This window comes from Streptomyces sp. NPDC057099 (assembly GCF_042671245.1).
In the GTDB taxonomy this organism is placed as follows: domain Bacteria; phylum Actinomycetota; class Actinomycetes; order Streptomycetales; family Streptomycetaceae; genus Streptomyces; species Streptomyces purpurascens.
Genome location: NZ_JBHUTX010000032.1, coordinates 1 through 21,696, shown reverse-complemented (window position 1 = coordinate 21,696; position 21,696 = coordinate 1). Strand labels below are relative to the sequence as shown.

General features: G+C 71.0%; 19 protein-coding genes and 2 tRNA genes. 8 read left to right on the top strand and 13 right to left on the bottom strand.

Annotation, left to right across the window (positions count from 1 at the left end; all coding sequences use genetic code 11):
- Positions 1-42 precede the first annotated feature (42 nt).
- Genes ACFT4A_RS29595 through ACFT4A_RS29585 form a run of 3 tightly spaced genes read left to right on the top strand, consistent with a single transcriptional unit; the run spans position 43 to position 2,806 of the window.
- Positions 43-810, top strand: a complete 768-nt coding sequence (locus tag ACFT4A_RS29595; protein ID WP_382835846.1) for an ABC transporter ATP-binding protein — start codon at positions 43-45, stop codon at positions 808-810.
- Positions 807-1,670, top strand: coding sequence for an ABC transporter permease (locus ACFT4A_RS29590; protein ID WP_382835843.1), 864 nt, complete (start codon positions 807-809; stop codon positions 1,668-1,670). Before ACFT4A_RS29595 ends, ACFT4A_RS29590 begins: the two co-directional genes overlap by 4 nt.
- Positions 1,667-2,806, top strand: a complete 1,140-nt coding sequence (locus ACFT4A_RS29585) for an ABC transporter substrate-binding protein (RefSeq protein ID WP_382835840.1) — start codon at positions 1,667-1,669, stop codon at positions 2,804-2,806. The genes ACFT4A_RS29590 and ACFT4A_RS29585 overlap by 4 nt, the downstream gene beginning before the upstream one ends.
- Before the next feature lie 60 nt (positions 2,807-2,866).
- Here ACFT4A_RS29585 and ACFT4A_RS29580 read toward each other — a convergent pair.
- The 4 genes from ACFT4A_RS29580 to ACFT4A_RS29565 all read right to left on the bottom strand — a co-directional run bounded on the left by ACFT4A_RS29580 (position 2,867) and on the right by ACFT4A_RS29565 (position 8,180).
- Positions 2,867-2,940, bottom strand: a tRNA-Met gene (locus ACFT4A_RS29580).
- A 102-nt stretch (positions 2,941-3,042) separates the two neighbouring features.
- Complete coding sequence (locus tag ACFT4A_RS29575) at positions 3,043-4,863, bottom strand: tetratricopeptide repeat protein (RefSeq protein ID WP_382835838.1); 1,821 nt, start codon at positions 4,861-4,863, stop codon at positions 3,043-3,045.
- Positions 4,864-5,097: 234 nt separating this feature from the next.
- Positions 5,098-5,171: transfer RNA gene (locus ACFT4A_RS29570), tRNA-Met, on the bottom strand.
- Between the two features lie 57 nt (positions 5,172-5,228).
- Positions 5,229-8,180, bottom strand: a complete 2,952-nt coding sequence (locus ACFT4A_RS29565; protein ID WP_382836004.1) for a UPF0182 family protein — start codon at positions 8,178-8,180, stop codon at positions 5,229-5,231.
- A gap of 164 nt (positions 8,181-8,344) precedes the next feature.
- On the opposite strand from ACFT4A_RS29565, the gene ACFT4A_RS29560 reads away from it, so the two are divergent.
- Complete coding sequence (locus tag ACFT4A_RS29560; protein ID WP_382835835.1) at positions 8,345-8,887, top strand: PPA1309 family protein; 543 nt, start codon at positions 8,345-8,347, stop codon at positions 8,885-8,887.
- A gap of 140 nt (positions 8,888-9,027) precedes the next feature.
- Here the strand turns inward: ACFT4A_RS29560 and ACFT4A_RS29555 are convergent, their stop codons facing one another.
- From ACFT4A_RS29555 to ACFT4A_RS29540, 4 genes are all read right to left on the bottom strand, one after another.
- Positions 9,028-10,119, bottom strand: coding sequence for a PDZ domain-containing protein (locus ACFT4A_RS29555; protein WP_382835833.1), 1,092 nt, complete (start codon positions 10,117-10,119; stop codon positions 9,028-9,030).
- A 102-nt stretch (positions 10,120-10,221) separates the two neighbouring features.
- Complete coding sequence (locus ACFT4A_RS29550) at positions 10,222-10,386, bottom strand: hypothetical protein (protein ID WP_382835830.1); 165 nt, start codon at positions 10,384-10,386, stop codon at positions 10,222-10,224.
- A 115-nt stretch (positions 10,387-10,501) separates the two neighbouring features.
- The gene (locus tag ACFT4A_RS29545) at positions 10,502-10,963 is read right to left on the bottom strand and encodes a molybdenum cofactor biosynthesis protein MoaE (protein WP_382835828.1); all 462 of its coding nucleotides are present in this window, start codon (positions 10,961-10,963) and stop codon (positions 10,502-10,504) included.
- Between the two features lie 136 nt (positions 10,964-11,099).
- Positions 11,100-12,221 (bottom strand): SDR family oxidoreductase, encoded by a 1,122-nt coding sequence (locus ACFT4A_RS29540; RefSeq protein WP_184590670.1) that lies wholly within the window; start codon positions 12,219-12,221, stop codon positions 11,100-11,102.
- Positions 12,222-12,414: 193 nt separating this feature from the next.
- Here ACFT4A_RS29540 and ACFT4A_RS29535 point away from each other — a divergent pair, with 193 nt between their 5' ends.
- On the top strand, positions 12,415-13,890 hold the full coding sequence (locus tag ACFT4A_RS29535; RefSeq protein WP_382835825.1) for a zinc-dependent metalloprotease: 1,476 nt from the start codon (positions 12,415-12,417) through the stop codon (positions 13,888-13,890).
- Positions 13,887-14,414, top strand: coding sequence for an NUDIX hydrolase (locus ACFT4A_RS29530; protein WP_382835822.1), 528 nt, complete (start codon positions 13,887-13,889; stop codon positions 14,412-14,414). The genes ACFT4A_RS29535 and ACFT4A_RS29530 overlap by 4 nt, the downstream gene beginning before the upstream one ends.
- Positions 14,415-14,574: 160 nt before the next feature.
- Here ACFT4A_RS29530 and ACFT4A_RS29525 read toward each other — a convergent pair whose 3' ends face one another.
- The 4 genes from ACFT4A_RS29525 to ACFT4A_RS29510 all read right to left on the bottom strand — a co-directional run bounded on the left by ACFT4A_RS29525 (position 14,575) and on the right by ACFT4A_RS29510 (position 18,514).
- A complete protein-coding gene (locus ACFT4A_RS29525) occupies positions 14,575-15,330 on the bottom strand; it encodes an AIM24 family protein (RefSeq protein ID WP_184590674.1) in 756 nt (251 codons plus the stop codon).
- 16 nt (positions 15,331-15,346) lie between these two features.
- Complete coding sequence (locus ACFT4A_RS29520) at positions 15,347-16,027, bottom strand: AIM24 family protein (RefSeq protein WP_382835819.1); 681 nt, start codon at positions 16,025-16,027, stop codon at positions 15,347-15,349.
- An 11-nt stretch (positions 16,028-16,038) separates the two neighbouring features.
- Positions 16,039-17,763, bottom strand: coding sequence for a TerD family protein (locus tag ACFT4A_RS29515; protein ID WP_382835816.1), 1,725 nt, complete (start codon positions 17,761-17,763; stop codon positions 16,039-16,041).
- A 142-nt stretch (positions 17,764-17,905) separates the two neighbouring features.
- Positions 17,906-18,514, bottom strand: a complete 609-nt coding sequence (locus tag ACFT4A_RS29510) for a M48 family metallopeptidase (protein ID WP_382835813.1) — start codon at positions 18,512-18,514, stop codon at positions 17,906-17,908.
- 270 nt (positions 18,515-18,784) lie between these two features.
- Here ACFT4A_RS29510 and ACFT4A_RS29505 point away from each other — a divergent pair, with 270 nt between their 5' ends.
- Positions 18,785-19,999: a ThiF family adenylyltransferase gene (locus ACFT4A_RS29505; RefSeq protein WP_382835810.1), complete on the top strand. Its 1,215-nt coding sequence runs from the start codon at positions 18,785-18,787 to the stop codon at positions 19,997-19,999.
- A complete protein-coding gene (locus tag ACFT4A_RS29500; protein ID WP_382835808.1) occupies positions 19,992-21,362 on the top strand; it encodes an ABC1 kinase family protein in 1,371 nt (456 codons plus the stop codon). Before ACFT4A_RS29505 ends, ACFT4A_RS29500 begins: the two co-directional genes overlap by 8 nt.
- Positions 21,363-21,401: 39 nt before the next feature.
- Here ACFT4A_RS29500 and ACFT4A_RS29495 read toward each other — a convergent pair whose 3' ends face one another.
- Positions 21,402-21,611 carry a hypothetical protein gene (locus ACFT4A_RS29495; RefSeq protein WP_382835805.1) on the bottom strand — a complete coding sequence of 70 codons (210 nt, stop codon included), beginning with the start codon at positions 21,609-21,611 and terminating at the stop codon, positions 21,402-21,404.
- Positions 21,612-21,696 lie beyond the last annotated feature (85 nt).

Genomic DNA, 21,696 nt, shown 5'->3' with positions numbered 1-21,696 from the left:
CGGCACCCACCAGTCCGTTCCGCACTCCGCGAGGAGACCGAAGTGGGAGAGCCGTATCCAAAACTCACCGCCCATGACCTGACGCGCACCTTCGGCCGGGGCCCCCGCGCGGTCGACGCCCTCGGCCCCCTCGACCTGACCGTCGCTCCCGGCGAGTTCGTCTGCCTCGTAGGCCCCTCGGGCTGCGGCAAATCCACTTTGCTGCGCATCGCCGCCGGCCTGCTCCGGCCCAGCACCGGCACCCTGGAGATCCACACCTCCAGCGCACGCCCGGCGGCCATGATCTTCCAGGACTACGGCATCTACGACTGGAAGACCGTCCAGGCCAACGTCCGCTTCGGCCTGGACGTGCAGCGCGTTCCGCGCCGGGAGGCGAACGCCCGTGCCGCCGAGTGGCTGGCCCGCATGGGCCTCGCCGACTTCGCGCACGCCTATCCGGCGACCCTCTCGGGCGGCATGCGCCAGCGGGTCGCCATCGCCCGCGCGCTCGCCGTCGAACCCGAACTGCTGCTGATGGACGAACCGTTCGCCGCCCTGGACGCCCAGCTCCGCACGATCCTTCAGGACGAACTGCTGGAGATCACCCAGGCCCTGCGCACGACGACCCTCTTCATCACCCACAGTCTGGAGGAGGCGATCGTCCTCGGCGACCGCGTGTTCGTGATGTCCGCCCGCCCGGGCCGGATCATCGCCGAACACCGCCCGCCCTTCCCGCGCCCGCGCACCGGCGACGTCCGCGCCACCCCCGAGTTCACCGCGCTGAAGAGCGAGCTGTGGGAGCTGCTGCGGAAGGAGGCGGTGCCCGCATGACCACCGTCGCCCCCGGGACACAAGGCCCGGCCCTGGTCCGCCGCCCGGGCCCGCAGGAAATGCACCCCGTACGCACCCATCGCCGCCGCCGCGCCCTCGAACTGTCCCTCGCGGGGGCCGTCCCCCTCCTCCTGGTGCTGCTCTGGCAGCTCGCGGCCGTCCGGGGCTGGATCGACGAGCGGGTCTACCCGGCACCGTCCACGATCCTCGCCGACGGCTGGGACCGGGCCGCGGCCGGTGACCTGTGGCCGGACGTGTGGGCGACACTCAAGCGCGTCCTGGCCGGCTACGCCGTCGGCACGGCGGCGGGCTATCTGCTGGGCCTGCTGATGGGTTCGCTGGCGCTGGTGAGGGCCGCACTGGAACCGCTCCTGGACGCCCTGTACGTCGTACCGAAGCTGGCTCTGCTGCCCGTCTTCCTGAACATGTTCGGCCTGGGCGAGGGCCCGCAGGTGGCCCTGGTGGCGGCCACGGTCTTCTTCTTCGTCTGGATCTCCACGATGTCCGCGGTCATGGCCGTCCCCGACGGCCACCGGGACGCCGGCCGGGTCTTCGGGGCCTCCCCGTGGCAGATGTTCCGCCATGTCCTGCTCCCGGCCTCCCTGCCCGCCGTCCTGGTCGGCGCGCGGATCGCGGCGGGCGTGGCGGTCCTGGTGATCGTCGCCTCCGAGCAGATCGCCGCGACCGACGGCCTGGGCCATCTGATCTTCGACTCCCGCGCCCTCTTCCAGAACGACGTGATGTTCGTCGGCATCGTCTGCGTCGCCGCCCTGGGCGTGCTCTTCTCCGAACTGGTCCGCTTCGTAGGCCGGTTGCTCACCCCGTGGGCACCGCGCGACCGGGGACGGGGGCAGGCATGAGGGCACGTACGTACGGTCTCACCCTGCTCGCGGGCGCGCTGCTGGCCTCGGCGGCCTGTTCGTCGCCGTCCTCCGGGCCGTCGCAGCCGAGAGCCGACACGGCGACGCGCACGATCCGCCCGGTCCAGGGCTGCGGCGCCGCGTCCTGGACGGACCCCGCCGACCGCGCACCCGACCGCGCCCCGGCCCGCTGCCGCCCGGGCTCCCCGGCCCCACAACGGCTCGCCGAGCCCCGGAAGCTGACCATCGCGACGGGCACGCTGAGCGCGGAGTACGTGGCACCGCTGCGGGTCGCCCTCGACAAGGGCGAGTTCGAGAAAGAGGGCCTGGACGTCACGCTGAAGGTGCTGCCGACGCCCGAGGCCCTCCCGCTGCTGGCCAAGGGCGAGGTGGACGCGCTCTGGGCGGCCCCGGAGGCGGCTGTCATGAACGGCATCCGCGGCGGCTTCGTCATCCGCTGGGTCGCGGGGAACTTCTCCCCCGGCCCGAAGTCCAAGAGCGGCCTGTGGGTCCGGCTGAAGGACGGCGAGACGCCGGCCGCCGTCCGGATGGCCGACCGGACACTCGGCACGATGATCGGCAAGGGCTCGGTGATCGCCTACCCCATGGAACAGGCTCTGGAGCAGCACGGCGGCGGCCTCGACCGGATCCGCTACCAGCAGTTGGGCTCCGCCGACGTCCTCACCGCCCTGCGGAACGGCGGCGTCGACTCCGCGTGGCTGCTGGACCCGGTGTGGCGCCGGGTCGACGGCGAGCCGGGCTACGCCTTCCTGGGCGGCCAGCCACCCGGCGAGCCCCTGGGCGGCCTGCTCTACGGCCCGAGCCTGCTGAACGACGACGTGGACGCGGGGGTGGCCCTGCTGCGGGCGTACATCCGCACGGTGAGCACGTACTTCGCGGCCGACTACAAACAGAACGAGAGGTACGTCACCTACCTGGCGGATCTCCTGAAGACGGACGAGACGATCCTCCGCTCCACCCCGTCCCTGCGCATGGACTGGGAGATCCGCACCGGCACGACGGCCCGCCTCCAGGCGGCCTACCGGGCACAGGGCGTGGCGGAGGACGCCGCGCTCCCCGAGTCCCGGACCGTGAACCGTTCCCTCTACGAGGAGGCGGTGGGGCACCGCCCCTGAACACTCCTGGGCAAACACCGAGGGCCGGAACCCTTTCGGATTCCGGCCCTCGGCCTTCAGTAGCGGGGACAGGATTTGAACCTGCGACCTCTGGGTTATGAGCCCAGCGAGCTACCGAGCTGCTCCACCCCGCGTCGTTGAATGCAACGTTACGTGAACGCGGAGGCCGGATGCAAATCGCTTAACGACGAGGCCTGGCGGCGGGCGAGCCGAGCACCTCGCAGCCCGGCCCGGCTCTACGCCGACAGCTCCTGCCGAAGCGCGTCCCGCAACCGAGCCGCCCGCTCCGCCACAGACGTGGGCCCGAGAGACACCGCACGGTCGGCCCAGCGCTGTCCCTCCGCCAGCTCCCCCCGACGCGCGTAGACCAGGGCGAGCCGCAGCGCCGCCCGCCCGTGCCCCGCGTCGGCGGCACGCGTCCACCACACCGCCGCCTCGGGATCGCTCCCCTCCCGGGCCAGCAGCAGCCCCAGATTGAACGCGCCGTTGCGGGACCCGGCCTCGGCCGCCTCCCGGTACCACCGAGCCGCCTCGACGACGTCACCCCGGGCGGCGGCGTGCATGCCGACCCGCACCTGCGCCCGCCGGTGCCCCTGCGAGGCCGCCCGCTCGTACCATTCCTCGCACTCGCTCCGCCGGTGCACCGGCTCCCCGAGCTCGTGCGCCGGCTCCGGCGGCCGCCGCGCGTCCAGCACGGTCGCCAGCCGGTACGCGGCCTCGGCGCTCCCGCCCCCGGCCGCGCACCGCAGATGCCGTTCGGCCTCCTGGTCGTCGCCGTCCCGCAGGCGCGCCATGCCGACCTGCAGCGCGGCCTCCGTGTGCCCGGCGGCGGCGGCCCGCTCGTACCAGCGCAGCGCGGCCTGCTCCTCGCCCCGTCCGGCGTGGAGGATGCCCAGGTTGAAGGCGGCGTCCACGCTCCCGGCCTCCGCGGCCTTGGAGAACCACGGCTCCGCGCCCGTCTCGTCCCCGGCCCGCAGCAGCAGGATCGCCAGCGCGTTCGCGGCCTCCTGGTGCCCCGCGTAGGCCGCACGCCGGTACCACTGCTCGGCGTGCGGGGTGCGCCCCTGCTCGGCGCAGAGCAGCCCGAGGTTGTACGCGCCGTTGACGTCGCCCGCGTCCATCGCGGCCCGGTACCACCGCTCGGCGGTCTGGGTCTCGCCCCGCTCGGCGTGCAGCGCGCCCAGCGCGTTCGCCGCGTTGCCGTCGCCGTCCTGGGCGGCCCGCAGCCACCACACGGCGGCGTTCTCGGTGTCGCCCGCGTCGCGCAGCAGGAATCCGAGCGCGCAGGCGGCCCGCGCCTCGCCGTCCTTGGCGGACGTCAGGTACCAGCGCCCGGCCTCCTTGAGCTCGCCGCGCTTCTCCAGGATCGTCCCGAGGTGCAGCGCGGCCCGCCGGTGACCGCGCGCGGCGGCCTGCAGGTACCACTGCTCGGCCTCGTCCGGCACGGGTGCGCCGTCGTCGCCGGCCTCCCGCGCCGCCTTGCGGTCCAGCGCCCGCGCCAGCCGGTACGCCGCCTCCCGGTGCCCGCGCTCGGCCGCGGCCCGCATCCAGTGCTCGGCCCCGGCGTCGCCGCGGTGCTCCAGCAGGTCGGCGAGGGCGTACGCGCCCAGGGTGTGGCCCTGTTCCGCGGACTGGCGCAGCCAGTACTCGGCGGCGGGTTCGTCGCCGCGCTCGCGGTGGTGTCGGCCGAGGGCGTGCGCGGCCGCCGTGGATCCTGCGACGGCGGCGATCCGCCACCATCCGGCGGCCTCGTCGGCGTATCCCCGCTGGTGGAGAAGGACTCCCAGGTTGTTGGCGGCCGCCCGGTCGCCCGCGGCGGTGGCGGCACGCAGATGGGGTTCGGCGCCGTCGAGATCACCACGGCGCAGCAGCATGGCCCCGAGCACACTCATCGCCTCGGCATCGCCGGCCTCCGCGGCGAGCCGCTGACGCAGCTCCTCGGCCGCCTCGTCGGCGATTTCCCCGGTCTCGTCCGGGGTGTCGGTGTCCTCCCGGCTGGAAGGCTGCACAAAACGCCCTGTCTCGAACAGAGTTGCCTTGTCCCCCATAACGTCCATCGTCGCACCACCTGCAACCTGGGTACACCTGGTATACCGCAGCCATTGAGGTCACTACAGCGTTTTGTCGACATGCCCACAGAGAGACAAGTCAAACACAGATTTCCCAACTCCCCCCGGCGGCACGGCCGTAGCCCCCACCAGCACATGCGTTCACACATCACGAAGGCCCGGATTCCTGTGTGGAATCCGGGCCTTCGATGTCGCTCCGTCACTCGGACTTCGCGATTTCAGTAGCGGGGACAGGATTTGAACCTGCGACCTCTGGGTTATGAGCCCAGCGAGCTACCGAGCTGCTCCACCCCGCGCCGTTGTGTTCACAACCGTATCACGGCGCGGGAGGAGCGTTTGACCAGGCCGGAGGCCTAGCTGCTCGGCTTCGGGCTAGGACTGCCGCTCGGGCTGGCGCTGGGACTGCCGCTGGGCTTGCTCTCCCCGCCCCCGGCACCGCCGGCCTTGTCCGCAGCGGCCTGCGCCTCCTCGGCGCGCTGCAGGGCGTCCTCCAGGTCCTTCTGCGCCTGGCCGTACGCCTCCCAGTCGTTCTCCTTCAGGGCGTCCTGGCCCTCGGTGAACGCCTTCTGGGCGTCTTCCAGGGCCTGCTTGACCGTCGGGTCCTCGGACGTCGGTGGTGGTGGCGTCGTGTCGCCGTCGTCCGGTGGCTCAGGCGTGGCGCCCTCCGCCCCGAAGATCTTGTTGAGGGCCTCGTCGAGCGTGTTCTCGAAGGCCGTCTGGCCTCCGTAGGTGACCAGCACCTTGCGCAGCAGCGGGTACTTCAGCCCACCACCGCGCACATAGACCGGCTCCACGTACAGCAGTCCGCCGTCGAGGGGCACCGTCAGCAGGTTGCCGTACTCGACCTCGGAGTCACCGCCTCTCAGCAGCCTGATGGACTCGGCGATGTCCTCTTGCGAGTTGAACTGGCTCTGGACCTGCTTGGGGCCGTTGACCGTGGTGTTGGTCGGCAGTTTCAGGATTCTGATCTTGCCGTAGTCGCTGGCGCCCGCCTCGGCGTCGACGGCCATGAACGCGCTGAGATTGTCCCGGCCGTTGGGCGTGAGCGTCGTCGTCAGCGAGAACGCCTGTGCCTTCTGGTCGGGCATCTTCATGCTCAGGTAGTACGGCGGCACCGCGTTGCCCGACCGGTTCGTCGGGTCGTCCGGCACCTGCCACACCTCGCTGCCGCTGAGGAACGTCGTCGCGTCCTTCACGTGGTAGCGCGTGAGCAGTTCCCGCTGGACCTTGAACAGGTCCTGGGGGTAGCGCAGATGGTCCATCAGCGGCTTGGAGATCTCGCTCTTGGGCTTCACCGTGTCCGGGAAGGCCTTCATCCAGGTCTTCAGGACCGGGTCCTTGGTGTCCCACTGGAAGAGCTTGACCTCGCCGGTGTACGCGTCGACGGTCGCCTTCACCGAGTTGCGGATGTAGTTGACCTGGTTCTGCTGGGCCACCACCGCGCGGTTGTCGTTGGTGGCGGTCAGCGAGTCGGCCGTGGTGTCACCGAGGGTCGTACGCGAGGAGTACGGGTATCCGTTCGTCGTCGTGTACGCGTCGACGATCCACTGGATACGGCCGTCCACGACCGCCGGGTAGGCGTCGCCGTCGATGGTCAGCCAGGGGGCGACCGCCTCGACGCGCTCCTTGGGCGTGCGGTTGTACAGGACCCGCGAGCCCTCACCGATGGCGCCGGAGTAGAGGATCTGCGGTTCGCCGAACGCCACCGCGTACGCGGCCCGGTTGACCGGGTTGGAGAGGTTGACCCCGCTGTCGCCCTTGTAGCTGGTGGTCTTCTCGCCGTTGTCGTCGGAGTAGTCGATCTCCTTCTGGGGACCGCCGACGATCGAGTACGTGGTGGTCTTCTCGCCGTAGTAGACCCGCTGCTCGTACGTGCCGAGGTCGCCCTCGGAGGGCAGGTCGGACTCCGTGAAGTTCGGCCGGCCCTGGGCGTCGGCGCTGGTGCCCTCGGCCGCGACCGCTCCGTATCCGTGGGTGTAGCGGAAGTGGTTGTTGATCCAGTTCTTCTTCGGGATGCCCGCGAGGTTCAGCTCACGCAGGCCGATGACCGTGTCCTGGTCCTTGCCGTCCTTGGCGTAACGGTCCACGTCCAGGTTGTTCGGGAACGCGTAGTAGTTCCTGATCTGCTGGAGCTGCTGGAACGTCGGCGAGACGATGTTCGGGTCCATGATCCGGATGCTCGCCGTGGAGTCGACGTCATCACGGAGCTTGGTCTTGTCCTCGGTCTTGCTGGTCCCCGTGTAGTCGGTGACCTTGGTGCCGTCGATGCCGTAGGCCTTGCGCGTCGCCTCGAGGTTCTTCTCGACGTACGGCGCTTCCTTGGCCTGCTCGTTCGGCTGGACCTGGAACTTCTGCACGATCGCCGGGTACAGGCCGCCGATGAGGATCGCGGAGAGCACCATCAGGCCGAAGCCGATCACGGGCAGCTGCCAGGTGCGCCGCCACAGGGTGGCGAAGAACAGCAGCGCGCAGATGACGGCGATGCAGAACAGGATCGTCTTGGCCGGCAGATAGGCGTTGGCGTCGACGTACCTCAGGCCCGTCCAGTTGTCGGTCGCCCTGAAGTCGCTGGACTTGACCGCGAGTCCGTACCGGTCGAGCCAGTACGCGACCGCCTTCAGGGCCACGAAGACACCGATGAGCACCGACAGGTGCCCGGTGGCCGCCGCCGTGGCGCGCGCGCCGGGGCTGGTGACGCGCAGCCCGCCGTACAGGTAGTGCGTGAGCGCGGCGGCGATCACGGAAAGGATCGCCGCGGCGAAGCCGAAGCCGAGCAGGAACCGGTACCAGGGCAGGTCGAAGGCGTAGAACGAGACGTCCAGCTTGAACTGGGGGTCCTTCTCGCCGAACGGCACGCCGTTGACCCACATCAGCCAGGTCCGCCACTGGCCGGACGCGGAGGCGCCGGCGATCAGGCCCACCAGGGCGGTGATCCCGAAGAGCAGCCACTTCTTGTAGGGCGCGATGCCCATCCGGTAGCGGTCGAGGTTCTGCTGCTCCATCGACATGGCGCTCAGTGGTGGCCGCAGCCGGTGCGCCAGCCAGATGTTGAGGCCGACGGCGGCTGCCATGAGCAGGCCGAAGACGAAGAAGAGCCCGATCTTGGTCCACAGGGTCGTGGTGAAGACCGACGAGTAGTTCACCGACCGGTACCAGAGCCAGTCCGTCCAAAAGCCCGCGAACATGGTGAACGCCATGCCGAGAACGGCCAGGACGCCCAGCGTCATGAGCAGGGTGCGGACACGCCGGGACGGGCGGCCCACTCTCATCCGCGGCCCTGTCGGGCCTCCGCCGCGGTCCGGCATCTGGAAAGCCAAGGTGCGCACCTCGAAGTTCGCTGTTGATCCGTCAGGTCCGCGTCTTCACGGACCGTGCGTGGCCCCCGGTGATCGTGGGCCCCCACCTATGCAACTTACTCACCGTTTACTCGGTTCCCGATTCCGGCCAGGAACGAGGCAGGATTGTGACCATGTCCAACACTCCCATGGCTGCGAACCCGCTCACCCGGGCCGTTCTCGAGATCGACGAGTACGTCTCCGGCCTCGGCTGGGACCAGCCCGCCCGCCTTTTCGCCCTCGTCGACACCGCACGGCTGCGGGCCGAACAGCCCTCGCTCGCCGACCGGCTCGGTCTCGGGGAGGAGTCGGAGAACTCCGGCCTCACCCCGATCGAGCAGGACGAGGTTCCAACGGGCAAGCCGCTCGACGAGTTCCTCGCCACCATCGCCTGGCCCGACGCGGTGGTCGGCTGCGCCCTCGCCGTGGAGCGTCTGATGCTGCCGCCGTCCGCGGAGGCCCAGGTTCCGCAGGGTCTGGGCCAGGCCGCGCTGACGAAGTGGGTGGCGGAGCACCCGGACCGTCAGGAGGTCCGGATGACGGTCGCGGTCCTGCGCGACGGCGCCCGCGAGTCGGCCCTGCGCCTGCGCGAGAAGGACTCCGCCACGGAGGTCCTCACCGGGTCCGACCTGGTCCCGGGCCTGGCGGAGGCGCTGGCGGCGACGTTCGCCGAGTAGAGCCGGAGCACCGGGGCATGAGGGGGCCTGCCGGTCTCTTGGGGCTCCTGGGCCCCACCGGCCCCGCAGGTCCCCTCAGCCCTGCAGGTCCCCTCAGCCGCGCCGGTCGTCTTGCCGCGGCCCGTCGTCGGCCCCGCGGACTACTTGCCGCACTTCGGCAGGTCCGCGGTGTCGCCGCTGCGGAGGTCCTGGAGGGCGCCGAGGGCGTCCTGGATGGTGTCCACCTTGATGAGGGTGAGGCCCTCGGGGGTGTCCTTGGCGGCCGCGGCGCAGTTGTCGGCGGGCGTCAGGAAGTACTGCGCGCCCTTGGCCCGGGCGCCCACGGTCTTCATCTCGATGCCGCCGATCGGGCCGACCTTGCCGGCGTCGTCGATCGTGCCGGTGCCGGCCACGAACTTGCCCCCGGTCAGATTGCCCGGCGTGAGCTTGTCGTAGATGCCGAGGGCGAACATCAGACCGGCGCTCGGCCCGCCGACGTCGGCCAGCTTGATGTCGACGGTGAACGGGAACGTGTGGTCGGTCCCCGCGGAGATCCCCACGATGGCGCGCTTCTCGCCCTTGTCGTCCGAGGTCGTCGTGGTGATGGTGATGTCCTGCGTCTTCGTCGGCGTCCGCTTCTCCTTCTCCGCGGCGGCCTGCTCCTTGGCCGGCACGATCGTGAAGCGGACATCCTGGCCCGGCTTGTGCTGGGTGACGAGCTTCGCGACGTCGGCGGGCTCCTTGACCGTCTTTCCGTCGACGGACTTGATCACATCCCCGGCGTGCAGCTTGCCCTCGGCCGGGGACCCCTTGACGACCGTCGAGACGATCACCCACGACTTCACCGGAACGTCGAGTTCCTTCAGGGCGGCGACCTTGGCGCTCTCCTGGGACTGGCTGAACTCCTCGGCGTTCTCCTGGGTCGACTGCTCCTCGGTCTTGCCGTCCGGGTAGAGCGTCTCGCGCGGCACGACCTTGTTGTCGTGCGCGAGCCAGCCGTAGACGGCTTCGACCAGGTTCATCCTGTAGTCGGCGCTCGTGACCCGGACCGTGGTCATGTTCAGGTGGCCACTGGCCGCATAGGTCTTGCGCCCCGAGATCTGCAGCACCGGCTCGCCGTCATGATCGCCAAGTGTGTTCACCGTCGGCCCCGGGGACATCTCCGCGTACGGCACGGGGATGAACACTCCCGCGCACAGGAGCGCGATCAGCATCAGGGTGGAGGCGAGCATCGTCGCGGTGCGGCGTGGCATGACTCGACAGTACGGGACGGGCCTGTCAGCGCACCGTCAGGGCCGCCCGTCCGGGGCGGCCCTGTGGGCTTTACCGTCTCTGACCTGCTGTTTCCTTGCCCTTCAGCTACCCGGCCCGGGCTTCTCCATGGCCTCGCGAAAGCGGGCGTATCCGGTGAGCTCCGGGCCGTCGCCGCGGGACTTGCGAGTCCGGTTGGCCCAACTGCCCCAGAGCCCCGCGCCGATGGCAGCCACAAGCGGAATCAGCAACCAGGCGAGAGCCGCCATGCCGACCTCCAACCCCATTGAGCGTCCGCAACTGACTGATCAGCAGATTAACCATCCGCAGTGACAACGCTCACGCCAGGGGTGCGGTTACGCAACCGGAGGGCGGTTCCGGGGATCAGCAGGCGCCGACCCATTCGTCGGTGCCGTCGGAGAACTTCTGGTGCTTCCAGATGGGCACTTCGTGCTTCAGGTCGTCGATCAGCTTCCGGCAGGCCTCGAAGGCCTCTCCCCGATGCGGACAGGAGACGGCGACGACCACGGCGAGGTCTCCGACCCGGAGGTCCCCCACCCGGTGCACGGCCGCCAGCGCCCGCACGGGGAAGTCGGCGACGACCTTCTCGGCGATCCGCCGCATCTCGGCCTCGGCACTCGGGTGGCAGGAATACCCGAGCTCCGCGACATCGGCTCCCCCGTCGTGGTTCCGGACGGTGCCCACGAAGAGCGCGGTGCCGCCGGCCGCGTCGTCCCCGACGGCCCGGAACACCTCGTCCAGGGAGAGGGCCGTGTCCCGGATCCCGATCAGCTTGATCGGATCCTGTGCTCCCTGCTCACCTGGATGATCGCTCGTGGATGCCATGCCTCCATCGTGCCGCACGCGACCGACAACACGGAATAGACCTATCGACCGGCACGCGCGCGCAGGCGTTGGAGCCTCCTACAGGTGCGCTCCTACAGGAGCACACCTGCAAATGGTCTCTCCACGGATGTGTCTCTCAGATCCGCCGCCGGGCCTTGCGGGCCCGTCGTACCACCGCGGCCGCGCCCAGCAGCGCCACCGTCGCGCCCGCGGCGCCCGCGGCCGTCGCGTCCTTGCGGCCGAGGCGCCGCCCGGCCACCGTGTGCCGCCCGGAGACCTCCTCCAGGAGCTCCGCCAGCACCTCCTCGTTGGTGTACTGCGGGCGCCAGCCGGAGTCGTGCAGCCGGCTCCCGCTCACCACCCAGGGGTACATCGTGTACGCCAGGTCGCCCGCCGGAGACGGCGTGAGCCCGATCCGGTGCAGTCGCGCCGCCGCGCCCAGGGCGACCGCCGACGGCAGCTCCATCCGCCGGATGCCGCTGAGCTCCTCGACCTCCTCCTGCTCCAGCCACCCGTCGCAGCCGACGGCCAGTTCCCCGTCGACCTTCTCCAGGACGGCGTACTCGAGCGCGCTGCACAGGTCCTCGACGTGGCAGAACTGCCACGCGGGCCGCGACCCGGCGACGACGAGCAGTCGAGGAGACTCGAAGTACCTGGTCAGCGCGGTGTCCGTGCCTCCCACCAGCACGGCGGGCCGGACCACGGTGACATTGAGCCCCGGGTGCGCACGCGGGGCCCGCCGCGCCAGCCGCTCGATCTCCAGCAGGTCGCCGACGCCCGTCGCCTCCGCCGTGGCCCGCAGCTCGGCGTCCTCGGACAGCGGCAGCTCGTTCTCCGGCAGCGCCCCGTAGACCATCGCCGAGGTGCACAGCACGACCCGGTGCACTCCGGCCGCGGCGGCCGCCGTCAGGACGGTCTGCGTCCCCCGTACGTTGTAGGCCGTCCGGGCGGCCGCGTCGGTCTCCAGGTCGAGATCCAGCGCCAGGTGCACCACGACGTCGGCGCCGCGCAGCTTGTCCGCGATGGCCGGATCCCTTACGTCCAGGATGTGCCACTGCGCCGCCGCGCACTCGCCACGCCGCTCGTCGATGGCGACGACCTGCTTGACCTCGTCGGACGCGGCGAGCTGCTCGGTGAGCAGCGCTCCGATGCCGTAGGCGGCACCGGTGACCGCGACGACGGGCCCACGCGCCGCGGGACTCGCGGAACTGGTTGACTGGTTTCGCGCTGCGCGAACCTGCGGATCTGGGGAACTCACCGGGCGTCTCCAGCGGTTGTCTTCAGTACGAGCACGAGTGAAGCGTGCGTACCAGGTGGCATCCATCCTGCCGCAGGCCGTCACTCGGCGAAGCACCGAGGCCCGATCCGCCCCGAGGTGTCTACGCTGGGTGGTGATGTCGGGCAGCCGTGCCGCCGGAAAGAACCGGCGGCCCTACAAGCCGAGGAATCCCGTGAGTGACACCCCATTCGGATTCGGCCTTCCGCCGGAGGAGCCGGACGACGGCGACGAGGGCAAGAAGAAGGACCAGCAGAGCGGTGGTGGTCAGGGACCGGCCAATCCGTTCGGTTTCGGCGGCCTGCCAGGAGCCGGAGGCTTTGGCGGCGGCCCTGGTGGCCCCGGTGCGGACAATCCGTTCGCTGCCATGTTCGGTTCCCTGAACCCCAACGACCTGGGCGCCGCGTTCCAGCAGCTGGGCCAGATGCTCTCCTACGAGGGCGGCCCGGTGAACTGGGACATGGCCAAGCAGATCGCGCGCCAGACGGTCTCCCAGGGCAGCCCTGACGGCACCAAGGACACGAGCGTCGGCCCCGCCGACCGCAAGTCCGTCGAGGAGGCCGTCCGCCTGGCCGATCTCTGGCTCGACGACGCCACGTCCCTGCCGTCCGGCGCCACCTCCGCGGTGGCCTGGAGCCGCGCGGAGTGGGTCGAGGCGACCCTGCCCGCCTGGAAGGAGCTGGTCGATCCGGTCGCCGAGCGCGTGGGCACCGCCATGGGCGACGTCCTGCCGGAGGAGATGCAGGCCATGGCCGGCCCGCTGATCGGCATGATGCGCTCGATGGGCGGCGCCATGTTCGGCACGCAGATCGGGCAGGCCGTCGGCGTGCTCGCGGGCGAGGTCGTCGGCTCGTCGGACATCGGCCTGCCGCTCGGCCCGGCCGGCAAGGCCGCGCTGCTGCCGGTGAACGTGGAGACGTTCGGCAAGGACCTGAGCGTCCCGCCGGAGGAGGTGCGGCTGTATCTCGCCCTGCGCGAGGCCGCCCACCAGCGCCTCTTCGCGCACGTGCCGTGGCTGCGCTCGCATCTGTTCGGCGCGGTCGACGGCTACGCCCGCGGGATCAAGGTCGACACGGCCAAGCTGGAGGACGTGGTCGGCCAGTTCGACCCGCAGAATCCCGAGCAGCTGCAGGAAGCTCTCCAGCAGGGCATGTTCCAGCCGGAGGACACGCCGGAGCAGAAGGCCGCCCTGGCGCGTCTGGAGACGGCTCTGGCGCTCGTGGAGGGCTGGGTGGACGCGGTGGTCCACGCAGCGGCGAAGCCCCGTCTGTCGTCCGCCGACGCCCTGCGCGAGACGCTGCGCCGCCGCCGCGCCTCGGGCGGCCCGGCCGAGCAGACGTTCGCCACGCTGATCGGTCTGGAGCTGCGCCCGCGCCGCCTGCGCGACGCCTCCCGTCTGTGGGCCTCGCTCACCGACGCGCGCGGTGTCGACGGCCGGGACGCCCTGTGGGCCCACCCGGACATGCTGCCGACGGCGACCGACCTGGACGACCCGGACGGCTTCGTGCACCGCGAGCAGATCGACTTCTCCGAGCTGGACAAGATGCTCGGCGAGGCGGCGGGAAAGCCCGATCTGAAGAAGAAGGCCGAGGGCGAGGCCGAGGGCGACAGCGAAGGCGAGGACAAGAACAAGGGCGACGACGCCGGGTGAGCCTGTACGACGACGCGGTCCTCGTACTGAAGCAGTACGAGGACCAGACGGAGCTGCGCCAGGCCTACCTGGACCATCTGGCGGAGCACCCGGACGGCCTGTGGAAGCTGTGCCAGGCAGGTCACCTCACGGCGAGCGCCCTAGTGATCGACCCCGAGTCCGGCCGGGTGCTGCTGACCTTGCACAGGAAGCTGCGCAGGTGGCTCCAGATGGGCGGCCACTGCGAGCCGGGCGACCTCTCCCTGGAGGCCGTGGCCCTGCGGGAGGCGACGGAGGAGTCCGGCGTCTCGGGGCTGTCACTGCTGCCAGGCGGCCCGGTCCGCCTCGACCGGCACCCGATCCCGCCGCCGTGCAACTGCCACTTCGACGTCCAGTACGCGGTCGTGGCACCACCGGACGCCGCGCACGAGGTCAGCGACGAGTCGCTCGACGTCCGCTGGTTCGGGTACGACGAGGTCGCGGACGTGGCCGACGAGTCGGTGGTGCGCCTGCTGGAGGCGACGCGCGCGAGGCTCGCGGCCTGAGGCATGTGTGAGGGGCGACCGCCATGGGTGGTCGCCCCTCAGGGGCGCGGGGCTGTATCGATGTGCGGCTCCGCCGCGTGGGCGCGACAGGCCGCACACGGCCCGCAGCCGACAACCGGCCCGAAGCCCCGGGAGCCCACCGGCCGAGCCCGCGGAGCGCTCAGCTCCAGACGTTGCCCTGGTTCTGCCCGCGCGCTCCCTGCTGGCCCATGCCGTACTGCGCGGAGAGACCCGAGCCGACCTGGGCGTTCTGCGGCGGCAGCAGTTCGCTGGGCTGGACCAGCGCGTAACCGGTGCCCATGAAGCTGAGCTCCCAGCCCTCACCCGTGTTGCCGCGGCGCCGCCACACCCCGGAGGAGTGCGTCTGGGCCTGCATCTGCACGCGCAGGCTCGTCGACCAGGCGACGATCGCGTCGGCGTCGCAGTTGACGTACTTGTCGGGGGTCACCTGCATCAGCAGCGGCATGCCCGAGGTCATCAGGGCGATCTTGCCCCGGCCGGTGATGTTGAGCTGGTACTTCCCGGAGCCGGAGATGCCGTACAGGCTGTCGACGGCGATGACCTCGTGGTGCAGGGAGGAGTCCATCGCCAGCACGTAGCTGCTGTCGACGGTGAGGCCGTCCTGCTCCACCTCCATGACGTGGACGTGCTGCTTGAGGTTGGCGAGGTAGACCGTGCCCTGCCCGTGGCAGCGCATCAGGTCGAGTCCCTCACCTGTGTGCGCACGCGCGCGTGACTGGTCGTTGCTCTGGTACTCGGCGTCGAACTCGACGAGGCCCTGGTAGGCGACCATGGTGCCCTTGCGGGCCAGGATGTCGTCGTGGCCCTCCAGGGTCACGCGCAGCATCTGCTTGTTCTGCAGGCTCCAGCGGTCCTGGGTCTGCTGCTCGTTGTAGGCGAAAATCGGGCTCTGCATGGCGTGTTGCTCCCCCTCAGCCCCGGACCCGGAGACGGTCGGTGCTGTCCTCGCTGGGCTGGACGACGACGATGCCCTGACCGGAGAAGGCCATCTGGTAGGCCTCGCCGCTGCCGCGGCCGATCAGCGACTGGGCCCTGAAGCTGCGCTTGCCCTTGACCTTGAGGTTCGGGGACCAGGCGACGAGTGCGTCGGGGTCGACGTACGTCTCGTCCTCGCCGCCTCCGCAGTCGACGACGATCGGCTTGCCCCGGGAGGTCAGGGCGACCCAGCCCTGCCCGGAGATCCTGGTGTTCCACAGGCCCTGCCCGGCGAACTTCGCCAGGCCCTTGACCCGCTCGACGCCCCACGTGAGGTGGGCGTCGAAGGCAAGCAGGTTGGTGGCGTTGACGGAGATGCCGTCGCCGTTGAGGTTGATGACGACGACGTTCGCTCCGTAGTCGGAGAGGTAGAGCAGGCCGTCGCCGGAGCACTTCATCAGGGGCGCGCCCTCGCCGGTCATCCAGTCCTTGGCGATCTGGCGCACGGCCGGCGGGTTGGGCTCGTACTGGACGAACCCTTCGTAGGCGGCCATCGACCCCACGCGCGCGAAGAGGTCGTTCCCGGTCTGCATGGCGACCTTCAGCATGTGATTGCCGTGGTTCTCCATGCGGGCGGTGACGGGTGCGGGGGCGTGGCCCGCGAGCTGCTGTGTCATGACGGGCTCCCTCAGACCTCGTACGGCTGGACGACGATGAAGTTGCCGGGCGCTCCCCGGAACTGGAGGTTCACGCTCTCGCCGGTGTCACCGGGGTAGGCGTTGCGGCGCATCCGCACCTGGCTGGAGACGACGACCTGGGCGGCGGCCGACCAGGCGACCACGGCGTTGCAGTCGGCGAACGTGGTGGGCGTGACCGGCAGCACCACGGGAGTGCCGTGCGTCTTCACGACGATGGTGCCGCTCCCCTGGAACTGCATCGTGAACAGCGCGCCTCCGGGGATGCCGTGTCCCTCGATGCGGCGGACCTCGTAGGTGAGGCTCTCGTCGAACGCCAGGACGTTCTCGGCGGAGACGCAGACGGCGTCACCCTGGAGCTCGATGGGGTGCAGCATGGTCGAGTTCTCGGCGAGGAACACCTGCCCCTGGCCCGTACAGCGCATCAGCTGCATCTCCTGGCCGGTCGCGTTGCCCACGATCCGGCCGGCGAAGCCGGCGCCCTTGTAGCTGAAGTCGACCTTGCCCTGGTAGAGCACCATGCTGCCCTGCCGGGCCAGTACGGGCTGTCCGCCGATGCCGAGGTCGACACGGACGAGCTTCTTGTTCTGCTGCGTCCAGCGCTGCCCTGTGGGCGTCTCCTTGAACTGCTGGAGCGCGGCGGACACACCGGCGCCCTGGGGCGCGGCGGCCTGCGGGGCAGCACCCTGCTGCGGGGCACCGTAGGGGGTCTGTGCGAACGGCGGCTGCTGGCCGTAGCCCGGGGGCGGCGTCGGCTGGCCGTAGCCGGGGGGCGGGGCCGGGGCCTGGGGTGCTTGGGGTGCCTGAGGCGCCTGGGGCTGGCCGTAGCCGGGAGGCAGCGGGGCCGTCTGGCCGGGGACCTGGCCGTACGGCGGCGGCTGCTGGCCCGGCTGGCCGTAGGGCGCGGGTGCCGGGGCCGGTGGTGGCACCGGGGCGCCGTCCGGTTGGGTGTTCATGGGCGCGGCGATGGTGGGGGCGCCATGCACTCCGGGCGCCGGTGCCGGAGGCGGCGCGAAGCCCTGCGCGGCGGGCTGGGGAGCGGGCGGCGGCGCGGGAGCGGGGGCCGGAGGCGCTGCCGGTGCGGGGGCAGGGGCCGGTTCCGGAGTAGCGGGGACACCGAACGCGGGCGGGGCGAAGCCAGGGGCGGCGCCGGTCTGCGGCTGCTGCGGGGCGGGCTCGGGCGCTTCCTCCTCGGCCACCTCGCCGCCGAAGTTCTTCAGCAGCGCGTCGAGGCCGCCGTCGAAGCCCTGTCCGACGGCGGCGAACCGCCAGACGTCCTTGAGGTAGAAGTCGCCCAGCATCACGGCCCGTTCGGTGGAGAACTCCGAGCCGTTGAAGGAGTAGCGGGCCACCTCCTCGCCGCCCGCGACGATGCGGATGTACCCGGGGGCGATCTGCGACATCTGGCCGGAGCCGTCGATCGTCGCCGTGAAGGACAGCTTCTGGATCTGCGAGGGGACCCGGTCGAGCGTCACCCGGAAGGACTCCGTGTCGCCCGCCTGGGCGCCCAGGAGCTGAAGGGATTCCTCGGGGGACTTCGGCTGGTTGAAGAAGACGAAGTAGCGGTCGTCCGAGAGCCGTTCGTCGGCGTCGAGGCCGAAGCAGCTGATGTCGAAGCTCAGTCCGGGGCCCGAGATCTGCACGCCTACGTACAGATCCGTGCCCGCGGTGAGGTCACTGATCCTGGCCTTGTGGCCGCGTTGGAATTCCCTGGCCATGCGTAACGACCGTCCCCCATCCAGAACGTGATTGCGTCGCGCCAGGCTAACGGCAAACTCTGACACCGGAGGAAGTCGGTACAGACCCGGTACAGAACCCCCGCGCAGCCGTATCGGCTGCTCGCTCACGCAAAGCGGTCACTCACCCCGTGGGGCCTTCATCCCGCGCACCGGGCCCATGCGGCAACCGCTCGGCGGCGACCACGCCTTCGAGGTATCCCCGGGCCCGTTCCGTCCGCGGATAGGCCTCCAGCAGTTCCCAGAAGCGGGGTCCGTGTCCGGGGACGAGCAGATGGGCGAGTTCGTGGACGAGGACGTAGTCGACGACGTACTCGGGCATGCCCTGCAGACGGTGCGACAGGCGGATGCTGCCCTCGGACGGGGTGCAGGATCCCCAGCGCGTGTTCTGGTTGGTCACCCAGCGCACCGAAGCGGGCCGGGCCCGCCCGCCGAAGTACTGGTCCGAAAGACGCCGGGCCCGCTCTGCCAGCTCGGTGTCGCCGAAGGTCCGCTTGCTCTCCTGGGCGGCCAGCTTGTCGAGCATGACGGTCACCCAGCGCTGCTCCTCCGCCTCGGACATCCGGGCGGGGATGAGCACAACGGTGCGATCGCCCTCGCGATACGCGGAGACCGTTCGGCGTCGGCGGGTGCTCCTGCGGACCTCGATCGCGCTCGCCCTCGAGCCGCTCGGCGGCTGGCTCGTCGTGCTGCGCTGTGGCTTTCCGGCGCGGTGCAGTGGGTCGGCGGGCACGCCCCGACGTTACCCGCTGCACACGGGGAAGTCCCGGCTCCGGGACGGTTCGGTGCCGATGCCCCCACCGGCCGCCGGATTTGTACGACGAATGCTCGTACCTGTGGACAACTTTCGGCAGCCGACGGCGGGTTTGGGCATGCTGGCTCTTGCCGGCGAAGCGATGGGCGGGTTCGGTCCGGGACCAGGGCCGGGCCTGCGGGCCCCTCTCGGGCTGCTCCCGCACTCGACCGGCACACGGGGACGATCTATGACATACGGGGGCCTGTCATGCATCCGATGGTGAAACCCGCGCTCAGGCGCGGCTGGCGCGACCTCAACACGGTGCAGTTCGGGATGACACCGGCGCATGCGATGACGCTCGGCCCGATGGACCTGGCGACGGGCAGTTTCCTCGACCTGCTGAACGGCACGCGGGGGCTGGAGCTGCTGCGCGAGGAGGGACACCGTATGGATCTGCCCGACGGGCACGTCGACGGGCTGGTGGGGAGGCTCGCGCGGGCCGGTCTTCTGGACGACGCGCGGGGCGGCGGACCGGCCGCCGACGCCCTGCGCCGGAAGAAGGAGGTCCTCGACCGGCTGCGCCCCGACCTGGCCTCCCTGTCCTTGACCACCTCCGCACCCGGCGACGCGATCAGACAGCTGGCCGCCCGGCGCGCGCAACGCGTTCAGGTGCGGGGTGCTGGCCGGGTCGGCGCCGTGCTGGCCTCGCTGCTGGCGGGGGCCGGCGTCGGCGAGGTCGATGTACGCGACCTCGGGCAGGTGGAACCGTGGGACGTCGCGCCGGGCGGACTGCCCGCCGATGCCGTCGGCGACCGCCGCGACGAGGCAGCCCGACGTGCCGCGCGCCGGGCGGCCCCGGACCGGCCGCCGCGCCCCGCGACAGCGCAAGCGCCCCAGGAGGAGGGCGACCCCGGCTTCTCGCTGGTGATCGTCGCCCCACGGGACGATGTGGCCATGTACGCGCCGGATCCGTCCGCCGCCGAGCCTCTGATGTCCGCCGGGACACCCCATCTGTACGCCGGTGTCGTGGAGGGGACCGGCATGGTCGGCCCCCTCGTCCTGCCCGGGGAGACGGGCTGCGCGGGTTGTCTGCATCACAGCCGCACCGACCGGGATCCGACCTGGCCGCGCCTGGTCGCCCAGTGGCGCTCCGGCAGGCAGCGGCAGGTGCGGCCCTGCGACCTGGCACTCGCCACGACCGTGGCCGGACTGGCGGCCGCCCACGCGCTCGCTTTTCTCGACGGTCGGGTTCCGTCGAGCGCCGGGGCACGCTGGGAGGTGTCCGTCCCCGGTCTCCACTGGCATGCTCGGCCGATCTGGGCGCATCCGGCATGCCCCTGCGCTGCGGCGGAGAGAGGAAAGGGGGAGCGCCTCTCGGAGGAAGGGGGGTCACACGAGACAATGGCGGTGCAACGGCCGTCGGAGCAGTGCCGTGAGGCAGAGGCGGAGCGGCCGGCTGGGACTTGGAGGGCGCATGTCTGATCTTCCCCGCAAGGCGGTCACCCGGACCGCCAAGCTCGCCGCACTCCCGCTCGGTATCGCCGGGCGGGCGACCTGGGGATTCGGCAAGCGGATCGTCGGCGAGTCCGCGGAGCTGGTCGGCCGCGAGCTCCAACAGCGCACGGCGGAGCAGCTGTTCAAGGTGCTCGGCGAGCTCAAGGGCGGCGCGATGAAGTTCGGCCAGGCCCTGTCCGTCTTCGAGTCGGCACTGCCCGAGGAGGTGGCCGGCCCGTACCGGGCGGCACTGACGAAGCTCCAGGAAGCGGCGCCCCCGATGCCGACGCGCACCGTGCACGCGGTGCTCGAGGAGCGGCTCGGCGAGGGCTGGCAGGAGCTGTTCCTGGAGTTCGAGGACAAGCCGGCCGCGGCGGCCTCGATCGGGCAGGTGCACCGAGGGGTGTGGCACGACGGCCGTGAGGTGGCGGTCAAGGTGCAGTACCCGGGTGCCGGCGAGGCCCTGCTGTCCGATCTGAACCAGTTGAGCCGCTTTTCCCGTCTGCTCGGGCCGCTGATCCCCGGGATGGACATCAAGCCGCTGATCGCGGAGCTGAAGGACCGCGTCTCGGAGGAGCTGGACTACGGGCTCGAGGCCCAGGCCCAGCAGGCCCACGCGGAGGAGTTCGCGGACGACCCGGACGTCGTCGTACCGCAGGTGGTGCACCAGTCCGACCAGGTCCTGGTCACCGAGTGGATCGACGGCATCCCGATGTCGGAGATCATCGCGGACGGCACCCAGGAGCAGCGTGACCGCGCCGGCCAGCTCCTGGCCCGTTTCCTTTTCTCCGGCCCCGCCCGCACCGGCCTGCTGCACGCCGACCCGCACCCGGGCAACTTCCGGCTGCTGCCCGGCGGTCCGGAGGGCGAGGACGACTGGCGCCTGGGGGTCCTGGACTTCGGCACGGTCGACCGTCTCCCGGGTGGCCTGCCGGCCACCATCGGCGAGTCCCTGCGGATGACCCTCGACGGAGAGGCCGAGGCGGTCTACGAGCTTCTGTGCGCGGAGGGGTTCGTCAAGGAGACCATAGAGCTCGATCCCGACGCGGTCCTCGACTACCTGCTGCCGATCATCGAGCCGGCCCAGGTCGAGGAGTTCACCTTCACCCGCGGCTGGATGCGCAGCCAGGCGGGCCGTATCGCCGACCCCCGCTCCCCCGCCTACCAGCTCGCCAAGCAGCTCAACCTGCCCCCTGCGTATCTGCTGATCCACCGGGTGACCCTGAGCACGATCGGGGTGCTGTGCCAGTTGGGGGCGGCGGTGCGTCTGCGCGAGGAGTTGGAGGAGTGGCTGCCGGGGTTCGTCCCGGAGGACCCGGCGGACGGCGAGGAGTCTGCGGCGGAGGCATGAGCCTCGGCGGGTCCCCACGGGTGGTCCGCTGCCCGCGCTCTACCACCAGTCCGAGTCCCGCCGCCCCTCGATCGACCTGAGGTTCTCCCGGGAGCAGCTCTCGCAGAAGTCCCGGCGGGCGCCGTGCTCCACGGAGGAGGTCCAGGTGAGTTGCGGGGCTTCGGCCGAGGTACGGCAGCGGGCGCAGACAAGGCGTTCGGGCTCCGCGGCGGAGCCGTCGTCGTCGTTTCCTCCGGGAGGACTCGTCACGCGCCGACGGTATCTCCGTGCCCGGCGGCTTCGCGGACACAACGCACCGCGGGGGCCCGGGCGGTCGCACCGACCCGCCCCCCCC